Here is a 19,869-nt window from a genome sequence, read left to right as displayed (position 1 = left end):
GCCGGGACGGCGGACAACACAGTGACGGGACTCTTTGGTCAGGCTCCTATCAAGTCACTCCGCCCACCGGTCGCGTGTGAACGATGTCCGTCGAGACGAAGGCCGACACATCACATGAAAGACAGCCATCGGCGTCAGAGCGGAAACGAGTCATACCTTCCACCCCGACGAACGACTCCAGTATCACTGAGTGGAAACGCGTAGCAGGCTACGAGTTTCCACTCACATGCGCGGAGCGCTCTACACCCGAACCGCCAGCAGCTTTCCCTCGGTTTCGATCTTGCGTTGATGCTCGTTGAAATCGGGTGCAGCGCAGACGAACAGCGTGCGGCCGTCGGATCCGCCGAGTCCGCACGCGAACACTCCGAGATCGAAGTCGAGCTGCTCGAGAACCTCTCCGCCCGGCGCGACGTGCAACACGCGCTGACCGAGTGCGTCGGCGATCCACATCGTGCCGTCGGTGTCGATGCAGCAGCCGTCGGCAGCCACCTTCACCTCACTCATGGCCGTTGCCATGTCCGTCGACGACGGCAGTTCACCGAACGTCGCCCAAACACGCCGCTCCCCCAGTGATCCGTCCTCGGCGATGTCGAAGGCACTGACCCGGTTCCCGACCGTCTCGTCGACGAGCAGTTCACCGGAATCGGTGAACGCCATTCCGTTGGGGAAGTACAGGTCCGAGGCCACGACGTGCGCGGACCCGTCCGGGTCGACGCGAATCAGATCTGCCGTCTCGACGGGCGCGAAGTTCATCAGATCGAACCCGAAATTGCCGATGTACGCGCGTCCCTGCGCGTCGACGAGCATGTCGTTGAGGTTCGCCTTCACGTACGTCGACAGATCGGCATGGACGGTCAGCGAACCATCGTGCTCGCGTAGTAGCAGTTTGTAATCGCGCATCGAGACGATCAACAGCCGGCCGTCGGGTAACCAGCCCAGGCCCGACGGCTGATTGGGCACCTCGGCCTCGACTCGCACATCGGAACCGTCCTCGAGGGCGGATACGACGCGATGACTGTAGAAGTCCGATACCCAGATCCTCCCGTCGTGCCAGCGTGGACATTCGAAATACGTGTATCCGTCGAGAACGACGGTGGTCTCCGGTTTCATATTTCGCATTCAAACACCGAGCCAGGTCGCCGCGACGGCGAATCGGCGAGCTGGCATGCTGGGACCCGTGTTCGACGCCCACCTACACATCATCGACCCCAGATTTCCGCTGATCGAGAACCAGGGATACACGCCGGATCCGTACACCGTCTCGAACTATCTCTACGACGTCGACGGGCTCGGGATCACCGGCGGTGCCGTGGTCACCGCATCGTTCCAAGGCACCGATCAGAGCTATCTGTTGGCCGCACTGGAGACGCTCGGACGCGGCTGGGTGGGGGTGGCTCAGCTCGATCCGGAGTGCACGGACGAGGAGATCGTCGCCCTCGACGAGGCAGGCGTGCGGGCGATGCGATTCAACCTCAAACGCGGTGAAACCGACGTCGAGATGCTCACCACGCAGGCCCGACGCGTGCACGAACTGGTGGGCTGGCACGCCGAGCTGTACGTCGACGCGTCGTTGCTGCTCTCGCTCGAGCCGATCCTCGCGAAACTACCGGCGGTGAGCATCGACCATCTGGGACTGTCGACGCAGGGACTTCCCTATCTGTTGAACCTCGTCGACCGCGGAGTACGCGTCAAGGCAACGGGATTCGGGCGCGTGGACCTCGACATCGTCGATACCCTGCAGCAGATCCACCGCGTGAACCCGGAGGCACTGCTGTTCGGCACCGACCTGCCCGGTACACGAGCCCCACGGCCGTTCTCCGAGACCGACATCGACATCATCTCCGGGGCCGTCGGCGGCGACCTCCCCGCTGTGCTCGACGGTAATGCCCGGGCCTGGTATCGGGTCCCCTAGATCAGTACTGCTCCCCCGAGCCACACGGCCGAGGCGAGCAACGCACCGAACAGCTCCACCAGGATGGACAGCCCGGCCGCCTTGGTCGCATGCACGGTCGATCGCCAGGCCTCGGAATGGTTGCGGTGCCTGGGTAGTTCGGCCACGTAGACGCCGGCGATGAAGCCGATGAAGAGCCCGACGACCGGGATGACGAAGAAGCCGACGATGCCGAGCAGGCCGCCGACGATCAGCGACCGCATCGGCACTCCGGCCTCCCGCATCCGGCGGCCCGGCCAGGTGTACTTCACGACGCCGCTCAGAACCAGCAGCACGGTCGCGATGCCGAACACCGTCCACGCGGCGGTGCCGCCGGTAACCCACGCCCACACCGCAACAGCCGCGAAGATCAAGATGGTGCCCGGCAGGACGGGCACGACGATGCCGACGAGTCCGACCAGAATCACCAGGCCGACCAGTATTTCTCCGAGAGCGCTCATGGTGGTCAAGTGTGCACGCCGATCGCCGGTAAGTTGACGCCTGTGCCCCGAACCGCGACTTTCGAACGTCCTGTTTCCGGCGGCGACGCCCTGCTGTCCATCGGCTGCCTGCTCATCGGTGCCATCGCTGTGGTGGCCGCGGTCGTGCTTCTCGTCGGTGTGTTCGACCTGAATTGGGTACTCGGGTACGCCATTCCGCTGGCGACGGCGGTGTTCGCAGTTACCTTGTGGCAGTCGCTGAGTCGCCGCGGCTGGACGTGGAAGGATCTGCAGCTCACGTCGGGTCCACGATCGCTGTGGCACCTGCTGTGGGAAGTACCCGTCGCGTGGATCGCCGCCATGGGCGTCGGCATTGCACTCGCCGGCGCTGTCGACATAGCTCCCGCCTCGGATGCCGGCGGAAGCGCGTCGACTCTCGATGCACTCGACGTGGGTGTGGTCGCCGGAACCCTCACCATCGTCTGCACTGTGCTGATCGCACCGGTACTCGAGGAAGTCCTCTTCCGTCGGGTGATCTTCGGGTGGTTCGACACCCGAACACGATGGCAGATCGCGGTTCTCGGATCCGCGGTGTGCTTCGGGGCCGTCCACGTGCTGCCCGCCATCGCGCTGATCATGGTCTGCATCGGCTCTGCTGCGGCCCTGCTGGTTCGACTGCACCGATCGTTGATTCCGGGCATCGCACTGCACACGATGAACAACGCCGTTGCTACCGCAGCGGTGGTGGCCGCAATCTAGACGGCGCGATCTAGACGGTCGGTCGAACCTTGCCTGCTGCCTCGCGGGCCCGAGCCCGCGCAGTCTCGATGTCCGACGCCGTCGACACCGCAACACCCATTCGCCGCCGGACGAAGCTGGCGGGCTTGCCGAACAGTCGAAGGTCGGTTTCGGGAACCGCGAGGGCATCGGCGACGCCTTCGAACGAGATTCCGTCCGCATCGACACCGCCGTAGATGACCGCCGACGCTCCCGGGGAGAGCAGCGTCGTGTCGATCGGTAGCCCGAGAACGGCGCGGGCATGCAGCTCGAACTCCGAGAACCGTTGCGTACGAAGCGTTACCAGGCCGGTGTCGTGTGGCCGGGGGCTGACCTCGGAGAAGTACACGTTGTCGCCCTGCACGAACAGCTCCACGCCGAACAGTCCCCGACCACCGAGCGCCGTCGTGATTCTCTCGGCCACTTCGCGCGCCGACGCGAGTGCCGCGTCGGACATCGGTTGCGGCTGCCAGGATTCGATGTAGTCGCCCGACTCCTGCAGATGGCCAATCGGCTCGCAGAACGAAGTCCCGTTTATCGCGCGCACGGTGAGAAGTGTTATCTCGTAATCGAAATCGACGAATCCCTCGACGATGACGCGGCCCAGGTCGACTCGACCGCCCTTCAACGCGTAGTCCCACGCCGTTTCGACGTCGGCTTCGCTCCGTACCACCGACTGCCCCTTGCCGGACGAGGACATCACCGGCTTGATGACAGCAGGGAAGCCGATGTGGGACAACGCTTGTCGCACCTCGTCCAACGAATCGGCGAACGCGTACGGCGAGGTCGGCAGGCCGAGCTCCTCGGCCGCGAGCCGCCTGATTCCTTCGCGATTCATCGTCAATTGTGTTGCACGCGCGGTCGGAATGACCACGGAGCGTCTTTTGGCCTCCACCTTGGCGAGCGCATCGGTGGCAATGGCTTCGATCTCCGGGACGACGAAGTCCGGCTGCTGAGCGTCGATCAGCGCCAGCAGCTCTTCGGGATTGCTCATGTCGATCGTGTACGCGTGATGCGCTACCTGATGGCCCGGGGCGTTGTCGTAACGGTCGACGGCAATCACCTCGACACCGAGGCGCTGGAACGCAATGATGACCTCTTTGCCCAGCTCACCTGCTCCGAGGAGCATGACCCGGGTGGCACCGGGCGTGAGTGGAGTACCGATGCGGACGGGTTCTGGGGCAGTCACAGCCCTATTATCCACACCCACATCACTTGGACGCCCTAGTACAAGTTAGTCTCCATTCACAATCGCAGCTGACGAGTCGGAACGAGGCAACAAACGTGGCTAACACTGGTGGACCGCTCGCAGGGCTCCGCGTCGTCGAACTCGCCGGGATCGGGCCCGGTCCGCACGCAGCGCTATTGCTCGCCGACCTCGGCGCAGACGTCGTCCGCGTCCAGCGCGCCGGACAGGTCTCTCCACACGATCACCAGCTGCGCAGCCGCACCATCGTCGAAGCGAACCTCAAGGATCCCGCCGACATCGAGAAGGTCCTCGGCCTGATCGAACGCGCCGACGTCCTCATCGAAGGCTTTCGCCCCGGCGTCACCGAACGGCTCGGCCTCGGGCCCGACGACGCCCTCGCCCGAAACCCGCGACTGGTCTACGGCCGCATGACGGGCTGGGGGCAGGAAGGCCCCTGGGCACAGACCGCCGGCCACGACATCAACTACATCTCCGTCACAGGCGTCCTCAACGCTATCGGCCGCGACGGCGAACGACCGGTGCCACCGATGAACATGGTCGGCGATTTCGGCGGCGGATCGATGTTCCTCGTCTTCGGCATCATGGCGGCACTGTACGAACGACAGAATTCGGGACAGGGCCAGGTCGTCGACGCGGCCATGGTCGACGGCACCGCAGCACTGTCGCACATGATCTGGGCCTGGCGAGGCGTCGGAGCATGGAGCGACGACCGCGGCGTCAACCTGCTCGACACCGGCGCGCCGTTCTACGACACCTACGAGACATCGGACGGCAAGTACATGGCGGTCGGGTCCCTCGAACCGCAGTTCTACGCCCAGCTCGTGACCGGTCTCGGCCTCGCCGATGCAGACCTACCGTCACAGATGGACAAGCCGCGCTGGCCGGAACTGCGCGAGACGTTCACCGCGACATTCCTGACCAAGACCCGCGACGAATGGGCCGCGATCTTCGACGGCACCGACGCCTGCGTCTCCCCCGTCCTCACCTTCGCCGAGGCTCCGAACCACCCACACATGAAGGACCGAGACTCGCTCATCGACATCGGCGGCGTGACGCAGCACCGTCCGGCACCGCGGTTCTCGCGCACCGAAAACGGCGTCCCGACGCCACCGCCCGCCACCGCCACCGACATCGCATCCGTCTGGGCGTAATTTTTTGCGCCGAACTCGAAGTTATGGACGCTTTACGGCTGATTCTCGTCCATAACTTCGAGCTCGCGGTCAGAACACCGCCGCTCAGAACACCAGGGCCGGCTGTTCGGATTCGACGCTCGGTGCCAAGGCTCGATACGCCGCGGCAGTGGCCGCAACCGCAGCCCGAAGCTCCTGCGGCTCACGGGTGTACGGCAGCCGAAGGTAACGCTCGAACGCACCCTCGACCCCGAACCGCGGACCTGCGGCCAATACTGCCCCGAACGCGGGCGCAGTAGCGGCGAGCGCACTCGACACCGGAGCGGGGAGCTGAAGCCACAGCGACATCCCGCCCTCCGAGCGCCGGTACTTCCACTCCGGAACATGTTCGGCCAGGGCATCTTCGAGCACATCTCGACGCTCCCGCAGTTGGGATCGACGGACCTCCAGCGCGGGTTCGGCGTCCTGCAGCAGGAACGACGACGCCAATTGATCGACGATCGAGGTACCGAGGTCATGTGCTGCTCGCGAGCCGGCGAGCTGCGAGACGAGCGAAGGATGCGCTCTGATCCACCCGATGCGCAGACCGCCCCAGAACGACTTGGACGCCGAACCGATCGTGACGATATCCGAACCGGACACCCGTCCGAACGATGCGACCGGTGGCGGCGGTGGCGCATCGAGCCACAGGTCCACCATGGTTTCGTCGACGATGAGCGTCATTCGGGTGTCTCGGGTGATGCGCGCGAGCTCGGCGCGCCCCTCCGCGTCGAGCACCTGCCCGGTGGGGTTGTGGAAGTCCGGAATCAAGTACGCCACCTTGGCGGCGGTTTGCCTTGCGGCACTGCGGATTCCGTCGAGATCCCAATCCCCTTCGACGGGACGGACCGGCACCGGCACCGGCCGGGCACCGACGCGCCTGATGGCCTCGAGTGCATTGGGATACGTCGGGTGATCGATCAGGACGCGGTCACCGGGCGAGGTCAGCGTACCCAGTAGCAACCGAACCGCCTGCTGCGCACCCGAAGTGACCATGATCTGGTCGGCAGTGGTGGGCAATCCACGTTCGACGAAACGCTGCGCGATGGCCTCCCGCAGCACTGCGAGTCCGATGGGCTCCATACCGTGAGTGGGCAGATACGTCGGAAGTGCCTGCAGCGCAGACTCGTACGCTGCCGTCATGGTTCCGTCGGCCGCCGACATGGCCGCATGGCTCATATCCACCACCGGACCCGACGGCGACGTCGACTGAATCAACATGCCGTTGGGGGTCGGCGCGGCAGGCAACGCCACAGTGCTGCGCGATCCCTGCTTGCTGATGAGATAACCCTCGTCACGCAGCACCGAATACGACGAGGTGATCGTGGTACGACTCAGATCGAGAGCAGCGGACAGATCGCGTTCACTCGGCAACCCGACACCCAACGGGATGCGGCCGTCGTGAATGAGCAGTCGAACCCCGTCTGCGAGAGCCCTGTACGTGGGACGGGAGGCCTTGCGCCTGCCGGATCCATCGGCCGACGCGTCGCCGCGCCAGCTTCCGAGATCTCGTGCCAGTGACGTTGCATTGAGCACTCTGGAGGCCATACAGCCCATATTCACCCACTGGCATCGAACTTTCAAGTCCATTGGGCGTTCGACTGGACTGCCTGTCGGCGTCCGGTGGATACTCGACCCATGCCGAGCAGCACCCTCTTCGACACGGCCATCGGGCGATGCGGTCTTGCCTGGAGCGCGGACGGCGTGATGGCCGTGGCACTACCCGAGCCGTCGGACGAGGCGATGCTCGATTACCTGGCCGGCTTCGCCGCTGACCTAGGTCCGGTCGACGCTCTCGCCGAGGACGCGATCGATCGAATCGTGGCGCTCCTCGCCGGGCGCGCCGTGGACATGAGCCCGATCCCGTTGGTGCTCGAGGTTTCGGCGTTCGACGCCTCGGTCTACACCGTGTGCAGCGCGATCCCCAGGGGCGCGACGCTGACGTACGGAGACATCGCGCGTCGACTCGGGGTGCCGGGCGCGGCCCAGGCGGTGGGCGGGGCACTGGGCCGAAACCCGGTACCGATAATCGTTCCGTGTCATCGCGTGCTGGGCGCGGGCCGAGAGGTAGGCGGCTTCTCCGCTCCCGGCGGGGCGAATACGAAACAACGAATTCTCGGCATCGAAGGCGTCGCCGGATTCGACGAGCCGACGCTGTTCTAATTCATCGGTAATCGCTAAAGATACTTCTCGACCGAATAATAAGATGAAAAACAGGACTGAAGTTGGCTTTGTCAGCCAGATATGCCGACCGAAGACATCGAGGCGTCGACAACGGAGACCGTCGCGGCGTCGGGACCCGGACTGACATCGGAATCCTCTTCTCTACCGCCGATGGTGAATGCGCCCGTATCCGGTAGCCAGCCGATCGCTCCGCGCTGGAACAGGTTGTAGCGTCCGGAACCGGTGGGCGTCGGGCGCTCGTTGCTGATCGGATAGCCAAGTGCGCCATAGGGTCCGCCGTGCGAGAGGTACCACTCCAAGATTGGTCCGTGTACTTCGTGCGCACCACCCTCGGGGAGGGCGAACACCATCGCGTGGGTGAACTCCAACATGCCGCCCCCTTGCGGACCGAGCATGAATTCGCCAGTCTGCGCCCCGATCCACGAGTGTTCGTAAGCAAACCGATCGAATTGGTAGCTGAAAACTTCCAAGCCATTGTAATTTTCAGTCATCGACCGGCCCTCCGTCGCTTTACTTGGCCTCGATTATCCACCCGATTCGTAGACGCGCACTTCGATTCGGAGATATATGTGACGTCTCCGCTATTGGAGAAGGGCGAGAATCTCGGCGGGGACCTCATCCGTCGCTGCGGGGTCGACCACCGTTCGAGACCAGGCGCAGTCGACATCGACTCGCGCCTGCGGCCGGTCTACGTACACGCCGAACGAGGCGCGCCCCCTACGATCGCTCCAAATCGCGGGTAAGCAGGTCCTCCGCAATGGACCTCCGGTCATACGCGATCATCGAGACCTTGCTGTCGGGTCTGACCGACGGACCTTTCGCGCACATGCCCTCGGCATCATGAGGCGCGGACTCGGCGTAGGTACAGCGGAGCGATCAGCACCACCTGCAACCCGCCGCCGGAACCGTGGCAAGAGGCCGGCACACGAAGCCCAGCGGGATGACGTCGGTGGATCGGGGCTAAAGCAACGCGGCGATGTCCGACGGTAAGTCAGCGGTCGATTTCGTACTCGAAACAAACGTGCCATCACCTGACGGAGCCAACTGCACCGGAGCAGATTTCTCCGAGAGGATGTACAAGCTGCCGTTGGAGGACCACACTGCCCCTGTACCGTAACGCTCACTCGACGACACTGGGTATTCGTACACGATCACCTCCGCGGGATCGGTTATTGCCAGCACACCTTGTGCGACACTCGCTGTGTACTCACCCGAGGATTTCGGCGAACCGGGTGAGACAAATGCGCTTGCTGGAGGGGCTGGCGGAAGCGCCGGCGTCTCAGGGACGGCAAGTCCGGGCTCGACTGGTTCAGGGACAATCGGTGCGGGAACGACCGGTTCGGTGGGGACGGTCGGTGCCGACGTCGTCGTCATTGGTGGCACTTCCGTAGCTTTCGGAGGCGCAACCGTCGTGGTCGGTGTCGTGGTCGGTGTCGTGGTCGCTGTCGTGGTCGATGCCGCGATCTCGGGCGAGGTCGTGTTAGCCACCGAACTATCGATCGTCGGCGACGGTATCGGCACAGCTTGCCTGCTAGCCGACGCGGTGGCGCTGCCGTTGCAATTCACACCTAGAAAAGAGGTGATTGTCTGGGTCTGTTTCCCGGGCGAGACCCACTGCCCAGCAGTCGATCGAACGTCTGCATACGAAGTTCCGCCCAACAATGCCCCGAGAAGTCCGGAAGTCACCACCGCGGTGGCGCTACCGGTCTGCGGCACCGTGAAAGCCATCGGGGCCGTGGAAGTTGTACCTGCAGCATTCCGAACTACCACCTGAAACCCGGTGACCGGAGCCACGGGACGGCCGATGGTCAAAGTCACCGATCTTGCCAACGTCCCACCGCCCGAGCAAACCAGTCCTGTCGGGTTGGGTAAGGTACCGGCTGCTAGCGGCCCCGGCCGAACCGTGGCAGTGTCCGATAGAGCAGCCTCAGTCATGTCAGGATGCGCATACCCCATTCCCAGAGCGGTCGCACCAGCAGCAACAAGTGCAATCCCGGTGGACAACGAGTGCCTGCCGCTCGGCGTACGTGGCGCACTCGGCTCCGGACGCCATGCGACATACAATAAGAATGCTGCAAGTCCAGCGCCGAGCACCCAGGCGAACGGCGTGGTGGTCCACGTTGCTACATAGCCGCCAAAAGGCACATGCGCGAAAACTCGATCGGCTTCGGTAATTGCATAACTGTCGGCATCGACGTCCGCATTTGCGTCACCTTTGAGGAGGACCGACACAGAGTTTCCGGTAAAACCCTGAATCTTGTTGACTCGGTGCGTAATACGCGATCCATCCGTACGGTTGATGCTCACGATATCGCCGACCGTCAGCGAAGACGCCGGTACGGTACGCGCCAAGGCCAAAGATCCCGTATCAATGACGGGGCTCATCGACCCGGAACGGAATATCAGCGGTGTGATGCCGAAGAAGACAGCGCACACAGCGAAGACGAAGCAAATAACGCCTAAGAGCGCACCGATATTGAGCGCGGATTCCCTTATCATTTGTCTCGACTTGGCCATCAAGCCCCCGTCGCAGTAAAGAGAAGGCTGACGTTCCCCGTCGAGCTCTGCGCGCTAGCAGGGGCATCCGGCGACAGTCGCAGACTTACGCACAGAACTTGAACTCCGCTTGTGGCGGCCAGGGGTGCTGCCACAGGAGCAATCTGTAGATTCGCGGGCAAAGGGGCGAGTGATGGCGTGACTGCAGTGCCGTCAGTGCACGGCGCAGTCACACTTCCGTCCTTCCTGACAGTTACATCGAAAAATGCGCCGAGACCAGTCCCGGTAACAGCGACGGAGTACGAGAAATTTGTCGACCCGACGTTGCGGACAGTGAATGCCCCTGAGGTAATCGAACCGGGAAACAACCCGGTCAGCGGTGCAGACGCGTAAGTCACCGGATCGTTCGAGTTGTTGATGGTTATGTCGACAGTTCCGGTTGTGAACTGACCTGACGTCGCAACTACAGTCGACGACCACGCGGCAAGAGTGCCCACGGCACCGAGGCCCAGAACCATCCCGAGCGACAGAAGCGCACGAACGCGAGTACTGGACAGGACGTTGAACACCGGACGGAGAAAGCTCACGACTGCAGCTTTCGCCGCGACCGGTCGATCCCTGCGCTCGCAAACTGATAGAGCGCGAATGCAACCAAGCCGCCCGCAATCACGTATACGGCGGTCGTTCGGCGCTCACCGGTAATCCAATTATTCACGTACCCGAGGTACGGAATGCTGTACCAAACACTTCCGCGGATTTGCTCGGGCTTGACCGGGCTCTCATCAGGACGCGGATTATTGTCGCCCTGCGTTGTGTAAACCCGCCTGTTTTCTGCGTCGAAACCGACGGCGACGATCCTGTGCGTTATCACTTCGGGCAGTCCGGACGCAATTTGGTATGTGACGGGTTCGCCGATGCCCATCGACTGCACGTCGCCCGGCTTGACGACGATCAAGGTTCCAGGTGGATACGTCGGTTCCATCGATGAGGTCAGAACTGTGTATGCCTGCGATCCGCTGACCTTCGGCACAACCACGGCTGCAAGGAGGATCGCCACCACACAGAACAAGAGAAGCAAGGACATAACGTTGACGATCCACCAGCGGAGCCCGGTCTTCTCGCTGGTCTGCTCAGCGGTCGTCATTACTTTTGCACCTGCTCTCCAACAATGGTGAATTCATGTCTGTACGACGACGACACTGACGTCGAGGCGGACACCAACGTCGACCGCACACACAGCACCACTGCCTGATTGGCCTGAATGGTCTGCTCCAAGATCGGCGTTCCGACGGGGACGATTGCAGGCGACGACGTGCTCGCGGAAACGCTGACTACGGACGGGCCCGACGGCGCACTGGTCGTCGTGCAAGCAGCAACAGTCGTGCCGATCCGGACGTCTACGGCGACTTGCACCGGCGTGGCCGGCGCCACCGTAGCCGGCGTCAATCCAATCCTGCTCACTCTGAACCGCAGCGGGACGTTGCCACCGTTCCTCAACACCATCGCACCCTGGCCGAATTCACCGGGTGCAATCAAAGTTTTGGCGAGGTTGTCGAACTGGAAAACCTGGGAGGTCGTAGTCGAATCTCCACCCGCAAAGAGAGTCAACGTGCCCGCTTTGACCGACCCCGCGTTCATCGTCTCTTGGTCGCGCCACAGTGCGCCGGTAGTCTGCACTGACCCAAAGGCCAGGACAGCCACCGACGCAACCGCAATACCGAGCCACATTGTCTTGACTCTCGGTCTGAGTTTCGACACGAACCGAAATGACTACGGACGTGTCTGCTGAAGATTCAGCTTGAACGTCGACAAATTGATAGTGCCGTTCTGACCGACCTGATTGGCGGTTTCCCTATCGAAGGTGACCTTCGCCGACACCGTGATCGTCTGTCCGGCCTGAGCGGAGGTAATTGTGTTGGATCCGGTCGAGTTGGTAACCACGACCGGAGCATTGACAGCAGTCAATCCGGAAGTGCCGTCGTACCTCACTGCGGTCAGGGGATCAGCCGTCAACGTCGCGGTCAGATTGTTACCGGTGGCGGTGACTACGAATGTTGCGTCGTACTGCAGGATGTCGCCGGGTACCATACGGAAGCTGGCGATCGATGGGATCGGGGTGCCAGGCGCACCCGCCGAAATGTCTCTCCATCCCGTACTGGTACCGGGAGCGATGTCGAGAATACCTGCAGTCACGGTGCCACCGTCGACGGTTTCGCTATCACTCCAGAGCGCGTAGGACCCGGCACCGCCGAGCAGGAGCACGCCAGCGGCAGCGGCAGCGAGCGCGCCCTTGGTTGCCTTGTTCATTCGTTCTACTTTCTTCGGTGGCCACACGGGGCCGAGGGGGGTGATCCGATCGGATCGTCGGCCATCCGAAGAGGCCTCCGCAATTGGTGCGATGCTCATTGTTTCGCCACGTCTACCTGGCCTGTTACCCAAGTGAGGGTAAAAGTCCAAGAGTTTTTTCGGCCGCTCGTTTCGTACTCTGAGTTTACAAGTCGAGATCGACTGTAACGCAGAGTCGCATCGGTAATCGGTCGAATTGGGGGCAGTTCGACGGCTGTTTCGCAGTGACCACCCGTCGATAGAGTCATTTCGGCGCAATTGGCAAAACCACAGTTCGTTTTCAACCCACAGCCGATGTGAAAGGTCCAGTCCGTCCTCATACAGCAAAAAGCCCCGAGGAAGTGCGCCTCGGGGCTTTTCGATAACGGGTTCGGCTACCGCAGAATGTCTCGACGGACGATGGTTTCGTCGCGGCCCGGTCCCACACCGATGCACGACATGTACGCACCCGACAGTTCCTCGAGACGCAGGACGTAGTTCTGCGCGTTGATCGGCAGTTCCTCGAATGTCCGGGCACCGGAGATGTCTTCCCACCAACCGGGCATCTCTTCGTAGATCGGCTTCGCATGGTGGAAACCGGTCTGCGTCATCGGCATTTCGTCGTGACGGACGCCGTCGACGTCGTAGGCGACGCAGATGGGCACGGTGTCCAGGCTGGAGAGCACGTCGAGCTTGGTCAGGAAGTAGTCGGTGATGCCGTTGACGCGGGTGGCGTACCGAGCGATAACCGCGTCGAACCAGCCCGTACGTCGGGCGCGACCGGTGGTGACGCCCACCTCGCCGCCCTGCTTGGCCAGGTACTCACCGTGGTTGTCGAACAGCTCGGTGGGGAACGGACCGGATCCCACACGCGTCGTGTACGCCTTGAGGATGCCGAGCACCGTGGTGATCTTGTTCGGGCCGATCCCCGAGCCGACGGACGCGCCGCCTGCCGTCGGGTTCGACGACGTCACGTACGGATAGGTGCCGTGGTCGACGTCGAGCAACGTGCCCTGCGACCCCTCGAGCAAAATCGTGTCGCCGCGCTCGAGCGCGAGGTTGAGCTGCAGGCGCGTATCGGTGATGCGGTGCTTGAATCCCTCGGCCTGCTCGAGCACCTCGTCGACGACCTGCTGTGGGTCCAACGCCCGGCGGTTGTAGATCTTCGAGAGCACCTGGTTCTTGAATTCCAGTGCGGCCTCGACCTTTTGGGTCAGGATCTTCTCGTCGAGCACATCCGCCGCACGCACACCGACGCGGGCGAGCTTGTCCTGGTAGCACGGGCCGATGCCGCGCCCGGTGGTGCCGATCTTCTTGGCACCGAGGAACCGCTCGGTGACCTTGTCGATGGCCACGTGGTACGGCATGATCAGGTGCGCATCGGCGCTGAGCAGCAGATTCGACGTATCGACATCGCGCTTCTCGAGGCCGTCGAGCTCGGTGAGCAGCACACCCGGATCGACGACGACACCGTTACCGATGACGTTCTTGACGCCCGGCGTGAGAATTCCCGACGGGATCAGGTGCAGTGCGAACTTGTCTCCGTTGGGAAGAACGACGGTGTGGCCGGCGTTGTTGCCGCCTTGGTAGCGAACCACCCACTGAAGTCGTTCGCCGAACAGGTCGGTGGCTTTGCCTTTGCCTTCGTCGCCCCACTGGGCGCCGATCAGGACTATCGCCGGCATGTGCTCTCCTACGTTGCTTTCGTGCAAGGACGTGCTGCAGATGTACTCGAGCGAATGCAGCAGTCACCATTCGTCGCAGGCGCGACAGTGGCCGGGGGAACAGTCTAGCCGAGGCGGTGAGCTGGCCCGCATGCCGCTACGGTCGACGCCGAACGAGGGCACTATGGTCGTGACGAGGATTCATCGGAAGATCTAGGAGCGCCGTGACACCGTTCGTTCTGCAGTGCGGCAACCCGCTGCTGCCGATCACGCTGACCGACGTCCCACTGCGCAACGCCGACGCAGTACCGACCGACGACGACTGCAGCGCGATCTTCTCCGACATCGAATCCGCTCCCGAGCCACGCATCATCGTCCTGGGCGACGATGCATCCCTCGCCGCGCTGCTGACGCGCCTGATGCGCACCGAACGGCTGCACGTCGAGGTCGCGTTCGTGCCGGAGAACGCAACCGATGCCGCGCACATCTACAAGCTGGGCACCGGGTCACGTGCCGCCAAGGTCGCCCTGACGGGTACGGCGTCGAGCACACCCCTCATCCGCGACGATGCAGGCAAGGCCGTCGTCGGGAGGGCACTGCTCGGCGGTGCCGACGGAACCGACCTCGAAGGCGAGGCGTACGTCGACGACACCCGGTTGTTCTCCGGCGTCGTGCCCGGAGTCGAGGTGGCTCCCACCGCGGACATGCCCGGCCTCCGCGCACGCGTCGTCGGCCGTCGCCGATTTCTGCCGCGCCGCTGGGTCAGCGGCCGCGCCATGCAACTCGGCTCCCCCGCCGCCGAACTGACGCGCGACGGCATCGCCGGCGGCAAGGCGGTGAAGCGGTCGACCTTCTACCGCCACCATCAGGAGTGGTTGCTGGTCCGATGACCGTTCCGGTGCGGCGCAGTCCCGTACTGCCGAGCCCGATCTTCGTCGCGGTGCTCGCCGTCGCCGGAATCGGTGGTGCCCTTGCCTGGACAGCGGAAGACGTCACGTCCGTCGCCGCGCACATCGGAGTGTTCGTTCTCGTTCTCGCCGGGTGGATCGCGTCGGTGTGCCTGCACGAATTCGGCCACGCCTACACCGCGTTTCGAGCCGGTGATCGCGAAGTCGAGCTCCGCGGCTACTTGACCCTGAACCCGCTGAAGTACACCCACCCGCTGCTGTCCATCGTTCTCCCGGTGGTGTTCATCGCGATCGGTGGGATCGGCCTGCCGGGCGGTGCCGTGTACCTGCGTACCGGGCAGTTCTCGGCGTCGACCCAGCGGCGCATCGCACTGGCCGGCCCGTTCGCCAATGCAGTTGTGGCCGTGGCACTTCTGGTGGTCATCAGGCTGTTCGGCACCGACGGCACCAACGCCGCCTTCTGGTACGGGCTCAGCTTTCTGGCGTTCCTGCAGATCATGGCTACGATCCTCAACCTGATCCCGGTGCCCGGACTCGATGGCTACGCAGCCCTCGAACCCTCGCTCTCACCCACCACCCGAGCGTCGCTGAACCAGGTCAAGGGATACGGGATTCTCGTCCTCGTTGCGCTGCTCTTCGTACCGGCCGTCAATGCCGCCTTCTTCGGAGCGATCTACACCTTGTTCGGATTGTCGGGGGTCCCCGAGTTCTTCGCCGGCAACGGCAACTACCTGATGCGATTCTGGATCTGACAGGTCCAGCGGGAAACACTGCACGGTATCGAACGCGATCGGCGGGATTCCGTCTGTGGGCAGATTCCGTGCATTCCTGCCCAACACTGTCGGTGCCGGATCGCATAATGTGCGCATGACGACGTGGAACGAATTCTCGGCAGCGGCCCCGATACTCGCGTCCGCGGTGCGTGCTCGATTCACCGCGCACAAGCACCATGTTCTCGCGACGCTACGAGCGGACGGCTCACCGCGCGTGAGCGGAACCGAGGTGGAGTTCGTGGACACCGGGGTGCTGCGACTCGGCTCGATGCTCGATGCCGCCAAAGCGCGAGATCTTCAGCGCGACGGCCGATTCGCACTGCACAGCAATCCCGGCCATCACTCCATGGAGGGCGGCGACGCAAAGATCAGCGGAATCGCCGCAGAAATCACCGATCCTGCTGTGCTGCAACCGATATTCGACGCGGCTCCCGGCGAACTCGTGCCGTATCACGTGTTCGATCTCGACATCGGCGAAGTGGTACTGACGTCACTGGTGGACGATCACATGCAGATCGACATCTGGCGTCCGGGAACCGAGGTACGCACCGTCACCAGGTGAGCTCTTCCTTGCAGGTTCGGCCGTGTGCGGTCGGCTCGACCTGCACGGTGGCATGGTCGAGTCCGTAGGTCGACAGCAGCGAGCGCGCGCGATCGAGCACCATCGACGACGACCCCTCGCATTCCAGGTGCACCGTGGCCACGTCCATTCCGGTGGTCAGGGTCCACACATGCAAGTCGTGCACTCCCGTCACTCCGGGAAGGGCGCTCAGATCTCCGGTCAACGCGTCCACGTCGACGTCGGCAGGACTCGCCTGAGTGAGGATGCGCAGTGCCGACCCGGCGAGCTTGATCGCACGCGGAACCACCCACAGCGAGATGAGCACGCCAACGACGATGTCGACCCAGGTCCACCCGAACACCAGCATGAGCACACCGCCCACCAACACACCGACGCTGCCGACGGCGTCGGCCAGCACCTCCATGTAGGCACCGCGAACGGCGAGAGAGTCCTTCGCATCGCCGCGGATGAGCATCATCACGACGATGTTCGCGGCAAGACCGGCCGCAGCGGTGAGAATCAACGGAAGACCGGGAATCTCGGGCGCATCGCCGATGCGAGATATCGCCTCGTACATGATGAACGCCGCAACGCCCAGCAGCAGAACAGCATTCGCGATCGCGGTGAGCACCTCGGCACGGTGCCAGCCGAATGTCCTTGCCGCTGCGGCACTTCCCTTTCGCGCAAGGACGAGAGCGATCAAGCCCATCGACATCCCGAGTACGTCGGTGAACATGTGGCCGGCATCAGCGAGCAGTCCGAGCGAGCCGATGGCCAGCGCGACGGTCAGCTCGACCACCAGGAACACCACCAGAACGGCCAACGCCACGATCATCTTGCGAACCCGAGATCTGGGCGGTCCCGCGCCGTCGGGCGAATGACCACCCACGCCGTGGCTGTGTCCGTGACCCGCGCCCATGACTCCCCCTCGTGACTGCAACGACTTCAGGCAGTCACCATATGCGTACATACGCATATATGCAACGGTGTGCTCGGGTCACAACTCCGGCGGGACGTGCGGATGCTTGACCGTCGGCGGCAGAGTCGCCAACGCAGAGATGCGCTTGAGCCCGGCGACCTGCAACAGATCGACGATGATCGACCGCAACTGAGCGAGCACCACCGTCGCCGACAACCCGGCGTTCGAGATCAGTTCCGGCTTCGCTCCGGCAGCGACCGACCGCAACACCCGCGCGGCCTCCGCCGCATCCGGCTTCTGCCCCGGATCGGCGAGAATCATCTGGCGTAGGACTTCCACCGCGTGCGCCAGCTTCTCCACCTCGTCGACCACCCGCGGGTCCAGAATTTCGTCGTCGCGCACCAAGGTCAACGACCGCCGTGCCAGCACCCGAATATTGCGAACAGCGTTGTCGATGGGGTCGGCTGTCGTCGCCAGGGCCGCCAACCGAGTGCGATGATTCCAGTACATCGGAGAAATGCGCGCGATCTCCCGGCCGCCCTTGAGATCGGTTCGCAGAGCGTCGATGCCGGACTGCGTCGCCCGAGCCTTGCGCAACGCATCCTCGATGGGCTTCGGGTCGTTCGCCACTAACCCGTCGGCCACTTTCTGCAACACACTCGCCGCCGTCGCCAACACGTTCGCCGCATCCTTACGCGCCCGCCACACCGGATGCGTCGGAATCAACGCCACGATCGCGATGCCCACCAGACCACCGACCAACGCGTCGACCATGCGGTTGGGGCCACCCATGTTGCCGGGCGGAATGAGGGTCGCCACCAGCACCGCGGACGATCCGGCCTGCATGGCGATGATGGGGCCGCCGTCGAGGAACACCGCGGCCGACATCGCCAACACGACCACCAGCGCGATCTGCCATGGCCCACTGCCGATCAGGGAGATCAACAGATCGCCGACGCCGATGCCGACCGTCACGCCGGCCACCAGCTCGGCCGATCGGCGCAACCGCGCCCCGAGGGACACACCGAGCGAGACGACGGCCGCAATGGGCGCGAAGAACGGACGTTCGTGACCGACGAGATCCGTAGCGACGAACCACGCGACCCCGGCCGCCAACGCGCACTGCACGATGGGCAACAGCGACAACCGCAGCCGCTCGGTGCCCGCCTTCATCCGGGTTCGGCCACGCGCCCGGCTCGCGCGGGCCCGATCAGCCCAGGCCGAGCGCTTCCGCTGCTTTGGGGTCACAGTCTTCGAGGAGGTCGAGGCAGCGGGCGTACTCGTCGTGCTCGCCGATGTCGCGGGCGGCTTTGGCGAGGACTGCGACGCATCGGAGGAATCCGCGGTTGGGCTCATGGCTGTACGGGACCGGCCCGAATCCCTTCCATCCGTTACGACGCAACTGGTCCAGACCTCGGTGATAACCGGTACGCGCATAGGCGTACGCGGTGATGGTGGCACCCGATTCGAGAGCGGCCTCGGCGAGATACGCCCACGCGATCGACGCCGTCGGATGTGCCGCAGCAACCGTCTCGGGAGCCTCGTGATTCAGCAGTGCGGATTCGGCCTCGTCGTCGCCGGGCAACAGCGTTGGTTGAGGTCCGAGCAGATCACCGAAAGAAGTCATGGCGCTCATTGTGCCCCTACGTCACCCAATCGTGTCCGAACACCCCCGGCGGCGCTCACGCTGCGCTGCACACGCGGTCGATAGGCTGCCAGCTGACGAAATTTCGGACTTACAGCTTTCGAGGAATTCGGTGAACGAGGGAGAACGCATGCCGGACGAGAAGAACAATGCGACCCCCGAGGCCGACACGACCAAGATCGACCTGAACAAGAAGAAGCCGGCCGACGAATCGACGGACGCCTCCACCGAGAAGATCGCTGCACCTGCAGCCGATTCGCCGGTAGCTGCGCCTCGAAAAGCCGAGCCCCAGAAGATTGCGGCCCAAAAGATCGCGCCCAGAAAGATCGAACCGCAGAAAGCTCGGCCGCAGCAGGTCGGACCACGCCGCGTCGGACCGCCGGCTGCGGAACCGAACAAACCGAGTCACAAGAAGTGGTGGGCGGCTCTGGTGGCCGCGGTAGTCGTGATCGCGGCAGTGGCCGCCGGTGCGTACCTGCTGATCGACCGCACGAACGTCGAAGACTCCCCGGAAGCGCAGATTCGCACGACGGTCGAGTCGTTCACCAGGGCGCTGGCCGCCGGGGATCTGGCCACGCTGCGCAGCACGTCCTGCGGAGACCTGGCGACGTTCTATCGCGACATCCCGGACGCGGAGTTCGCCGACGTGCATCGGGTGTCCGTGGAGCAGGGCAACATCCCCACCGTCGACAGCATCGACGCCATCCAGGTCACCGACGACTCCACGGCGATCGCCCAGGTCATCGCCCACACGGACGCCAACCCGAACGATCGTTCGCCGCGCACCTTCGACCTGAGCCTCGACGGCGATCAGTGGAAGGTGTGCAGCTGAGTACCCATGTGAGTGGAACTTCGTAGCCCACTACG

Annotated in this window: 22 protein-coding genes; 8 read left to right on the top strand and 14 right to left on the bottom strand. The window is 63.6% G+C overall.

What is annotated here, in order from left to right; genetic code table 11:
* Positions 1–240: 240 nt before the first annotated feature.
* Positions 241–1,110, bottom strand: coding sequence for an SMP-30/gluconolactonase/LRE family protein (locus tag AB0P23_RS22000; RefSeq protein WP_363799402.1), 870 nt, complete (start codon positions 1,108–1,110; stop codon positions 241–243).
* Positions 1,111–1,165: 55 nt separating this feature from the next.
* Between AB0P23_RS22000 and AB0P23_RS21995 the strand changes: the two genes are divergently transcribed.
* Entirely contained in the window at positions 1,166–1,912 is a 747-nt protein-coding gene (locus tag AB0P23_RS21995) for an amidohydrolase family protein (RefSeq protein ID WP_032364983.1), read from the top strand.
* Here the strand turns inward: AB0P23_RS21995 and AB0P23_RS21990 are convergent.
* Positions 1,909–2,391, bottom strand: a complete 483-nt coding sequence (locus AB0P23_RS21990; protein ID WP_032371480.1) for a DUF456 domain-containing protein — start codon at positions 2,389–2,391, stop codon at positions 1,909–1,911. The genes AB0P23_RS21995 and AB0P23_RS21990 overlap by 4 nt on opposite strands.
* A 42-nt stretch (positions 2,392–2,433) precedes the next feature.
* Between AB0P23_RS21990 and AB0P23_RS21985 the strand changes: the two genes are divergently transcribed.
* On the top strand, positions 2,434–3,129 hold the full coding sequence (locus tag AB0P23_RS21985) for a type II CAAX endopeptidase family protein (protein ID WP_155288749.1): 696 nt from the start codon (positions 2,434–2,436) through the stop codon (positions 3,127–3,129).
* 10 nt (positions 3,130–3,139) lie between these two features.
* Here AB0P23_RS21985 and purT read toward each other — a convergent pair whose 3' ends face one another.
* Positions 3,140–4,336, bottom strand: coding sequence for a formate-dependent phosphoribosylglycinamide formyltransferase (purT, locus tag AB0P23_RS21980; protein ID WP_032373689.1), 1,197 nt, complete (start codon positions 4,334–4,336; stop codon positions 3,140–3,142).
* Between the two features lie 95 nt (positions 4,337–4,431).
* Between purT and AB0P23_RS21975 the strand changes: the two genes are divergently transcribed.
* On the top strand, positions 4,432–5,508 hold the full coding sequence (locus AB0P23_RS21975; RefSeq protein ID WP_032373688.1) for a CaiB/BaiF CoA-transferase family protein: 1,077 nt from the start codon (positions 4,432–4,434) through the stop codon (positions 5,506–5,508).
* A gap of 84 nt (positions 5,509–5,592) precedes the next feature.
* Here the strand turns inward: AB0P23_RS21975 and AB0P23_RS21970 are convergent, their stop codons facing one another.
* Positions 5,593–7,074, bottom strand: coding sequence for a PLP-dependent aminotransferase family protein (locus AB0P23_RS21970; RefSeq protein WP_032373687.1), 1,482 nt, complete (start codon positions 7,072–7,074; stop codon positions 5,593–5,595).
* Positions 7,075–7,164: 90 nt separating this feature from the next.
* On the opposite strand from AB0P23_RS21970, the gene AB0P23_RS21965 reads away from it, so the two are divergent.
* On the top strand, positions 7,165–7,689 hold the full coding sequence (locus AB0P23_RS21965) for a methylated-DNA--[protein]-cysteine S-methyltransferase (RefSeq protein WP_363799396.1): 525 nt from the start codon (positions 7,165–7,167) through the stop codon (positions 7,687–7,689).
* Between the two features lie 71 nt (positions 7,690–7,760).
* Here AB0P23_RS21965 and AB0P23_RS21960 read toward each other — a convergent pair whose 3' ends face one another.
* The 7 genes from AB0P23_RS21960 to AB0P23_RS21930 form a co-directional block, all read right to left on the bottom strand.
* Positions 7,761–8,105 (bottom strand): hypothetical protein, encoded by a 345-nt coding sequence (locus AB0P23_RS21960; RefSeq protein ID WP_230593450.1) that lies wholly within the window; start codon positions 8,103–8,105, stop codon positions 7,761–7,763.
* A gap of 565 nt (positions 8,106–8,670) precedes the next feature.
* Positions 8,671–10,227, bottom strand: a complete 1,557-nt coding sequence (locus AB0P23_RS21955) for a signal peptidase I (protein WP_363799394.1) — start codon at positions 10,225–10,227, stop codon at positions 8,671–8,673.
* A complete protein-coding gene (locus AB0P23_RS21950; protein ID WP_141214979.1) occupies positions 10,227–10,775 on the bottom strand; it encodes a SipW-dependent-type signal peptide-containing protein in 549 nt (182 codons plus the stop codon). The genes AB0P23_RS21955 and AB0P23_RS21950 overlap by 1 nt, the downstream gene beginning before the upstream one ends.
* 14 nt (positions 10,776–10,789) lie before the next feature.
* Positions 10,790–11,350 carry a signal peptidase I gene (locus tag AB0P23_RS21945; protein ID WP_032371489.1) on the bottom strand — a complete coding sequence of 187 codons (561 nt, stop codon included), beginning with the start codon at positions 11,348–11,350 and terminating at the stop codon, positions 10,790–10,792.
* A complete protein-coding gene (locus AB0P23_RS21940) occupies positions 11,350–11,934 on the bottom strand; it encodes a hypothetical protein (protein WP_032371490.1) in 585 nt (194 codons plus the stop codon). The genes AB0P23_RS21945 and AB0P23_RS21940 overlap by 1 nt, the downstream gene beginning before the upstream one ends.
* Positions 11,935–11,976: 42 nt before the next feature.
* A complete protein-coding gene (locus tag AB0P23_RS21935) occupies positions 11,977–12,513 on the bottom strand; it encodes an alternate-type signal peptide domain-containing protein (RefSeq protein ID WP_032371491.1) in 537 nt (178 codons plus the stop codon).
* A gap of 413 nt (positions 12,514–12,926) precedes the next feature.
* Entirely contained in the window at positions 12,927–14,216 is a 1,290-nt protein-coding gene (locus tag AB0P23_RS21930) for an adenylosuccinate synthase (RefSeq protein WP_027494295.1), read from the bottom strand.
* Between the two features lie 203 nt (positions 14,217–14,419).
* On the opposite strand from AB0P23_RS21930, the gene AB0P23_RS21925 reads away from it, so the two are divergent.
* The 3 genes from AB0P23_RS21925 to AB0P23_RS21915 all read left to right on the top strand — a co-directional run bounded on the left by AB0P23_RS21925 (position 14,420) and on the right by AB0P23_RS21915 (position 16,438).
* Positions 14,420–15,085: a hypothetical protein gene (locus tag AB0P23_RS21925; protein WP_027494296.1), complete on the top strand. Its 666-nt coding sequence runs from the start codon at positions 14,420–14,422 to the stop codon at positions 15,083–15,085.
* A complete protein-coding gene (locus tag AB0P23_RS21920; protein ID WP_363799391.1) occupies positions 15,082–15,855 on the top strand; it encodes a site-2 protease family protein in 774 nt (257 codons plus the stop codon). The genes AB0P23_RS21925 and AB0P23_RS21920 overlap by 4 nt, the downstream gene beginning before the upstream one ends.
* Before the next feature lie 115 nt (positions 15,856–15,970).
* Positions 15,971–16,438 carry a pyridoxamine 5'-phosphate oxidase family protein gene (locus tag AB0P23_RS21915; protein ID WP_283550613.1) on the top strand — a complete coding sequence of 156 codons (468 nt, stop codon included), beginning with the start codon at positions 15,971–15,973 and terminating at the stop codon, positions 16,436–16,438.
* Here the strand turns inward: AB0P23_RS21915 and AB0P23_RS21910 are convergent.
* The 3 genes from AB0P23_RS21910 to AB0P23_RS21900 all read right to left on the bottom strand — a co-directional run bounded on the left by AB0P23_RS21910 (position 16,428) and on the right by AB0P23_RS21900 (position 18,984).
* Positions 16,428–17,357 carry a cation diffusion facilitator family transporter gene (locus AB0P23_RS21910; RefSeq protein ID WP_283550614.1) on the bottom strand — a complete coding sequence of 310 codons (930 nt, stop codon included), beginning with the start codon at positions 17,355–17,357 and terminating at the stop codon, positions 16,428–16,430. The genes AB0P23_RS21915 and AB0P23_RS21910 overlap by 11 nt on opposite strands.
* Positions 17,358–17,435: 78 nt before the next feature.
* Positions 17,436–18,530 carry an FUSC family protein gene (locus AB0P23_RS21905; protein WP_288122159.1) on the bottom strand — a complete coding sequence of 365 codons (1,095 nt, stop codon included), beginning with the start codon at positions 18,528–18,530 and terminating at the stop codon, positions 17,436–17,438.
* 37 nt (positions 18,531–18,567) lie between these two features.
* Positions 18,568–18,984 carry a DUF3151 domain-containing protein gene (locus AB0P23_RS21900; RefSeq protein WP_027494301.1) on the bottom strand — a complete coding sequence of 139 codons (417 nt, stop codon included), beginning with the start codon at positions 18,982–18,984 and terminating at the stop codon, positions 18,568–18,570.
* A 148-nt stretch (positions 18,985–19,132) separates the two neighbouring features.
* Here AB0P23_RS21900 and AB0P23_RS21895 point away from each other — a divergent pair, with 148 nt between their 5' ends.
* Complete coding sequence (locus tag AB0P23_RS21895; protein ID WP_045841401.1) at positions 19,133–19,834, top strand: hypothetical protein; 702 nt, start codon at positions 19,133–19,135, stop codon at positions 19,832–19,834.
* Positions 19,835–19,869 lie beyond the last annotated feature (35 nt).

The sequence above is a fragment of the Rhodococcus sp. NPDC077669 genome, from assembly GCF_040686915.1.
GTDB lineage: Bacteria > Actinomycetota > Actinomycetes > Mycobacteriales > Mycobacteriaceae > Rhodococcoides > Rhodococcoides fascians.
Note: the sequence above shows the minus strand (reverse complement) of the source record. Positions and strands in the feature narration are given on the sequence as shown.

Bases quoted from the DNA above. Each gene is read 5' to 3' on its own strand.
- AB0P23_RS22000 (WP_363799402.1), bottom strand. From the start codon at position 1,110: ATGAAACCGGAGACCACCGTCGTTCTCGACGGATACACGTATTTCGAA.
- AB0P23_RS21935 (WP_032371491.1), bottom strand. From the start codon at position 12,513: ATGAACAAGGCAACCAAGGGCGCGCTCGCTGCCGCTGCCGCTGGCGTG.
- AB0P23_RS21965 (WP_363799396.1), top strand. From the start codon at position 7,165: ATGCCGAGCAGCACCCTCTTCGACACGGCCATCGGGCGATGCGGTCTT.
- AB0P23_RS21990 (WP_032371480.1), bottom strand. From the start codon at position 2,391: ATGAGCGCTCTCGGAGAAATACTGGTCGGCCTGGTGATTCTGGTCGGA.
- AB0P23_RS21970 (WP_032373687.1), bottom strand. From the start codon at position 7,074: ATGGCCTCCAGAGTGCTCAATGCAACGTCACTGGCACGAGATCTCGGA.
- AB0P23_RS21915 (WP_283550613.1), top strand. From the start codon at position 15,971: ATGACGACGTGGAACGAATTCTCGGCAGCGGCCCCGATACTCGCGTCC.
- AB0P23_RS21940 (WP_032371490.1), bottom strand. From the start codon at position 11,934: ATGTGGCTCGGTATTGCGGTTGCGTCGGTGGCTGTCCTGGCCTTTGGG.
- AB0P23_RS21920 (WP_363799391.1), top strand. From the start codon at position 15,082: ATGACCGTTCCGGTGCGGCGCAGTCCCGTACTGCCGAGCCCGATCTTC.
- AB0P23_RS21910 (WP_283550614.1), bottom strand. From the start codon at position 17,357: ATGGGCGCGGGTCACGGACACAGCCACGGCGTGGGTGGTCATTCGCCC.
- AB0P23_RS21905 (WP_288122159.1), bottom strand. From the start codon at position 18,530: ATGAAGGCGGGCACCGAGCGGCTGCGGTTGTCGCTGTTGCCCATCGTG.
- AB0P23_RS21995 (WP_032364983.1), top strand. From the start codon at position 1,166: ATGCTGGGACCCGTGTTCGACGCCCACCTACACATCATCGACCCCAGA.
- AB0P23_RS21945 (WP_032371489.1), bottom strand. From the start codon at position 11,350: ATGACGACCGCTGAGCAGACCAGCGAGAAGACCGGGCTCCGCTGGTGG.
- AB0P23_RS21895 (WP_045841401.1), top strand. From the start codon at position 19,133: ATGCCGGACGAGAAGAACAATGCGACCCCCGAGGCCGACACGACCAAG.
- AB0P23_RS21900 (WP_027494301.1), bottom strand. From the start codon at position 18,984: ATGACTTCTTTCGGTGATCTGCTCGGACCTCAACCAACGCTGTTGCCC.
- AB0P23_RS21930 (WP_027494295.1), bottom strand. From the start codon at position 14,216: ATGCCGGCGATAGTCCTGATCGGCGCCCAGTGGGGCGACGAAGGCAAA.
- AB0P23_RS21960 (WP_230593450.1), bottom strand. From the start codon at position 8,105: ATGCTCGGTCCGCAAGGGGGCGGCATGTTGGAGTTCACCCACGCGATG.
- AB0P23_RS21955 (WP_363799394.1), bottom strand. From the start codon at position 10,227: ATGGCCAAGTCGAGACAAATGATAAGGGAATCCGCGCTCAATATCGGT.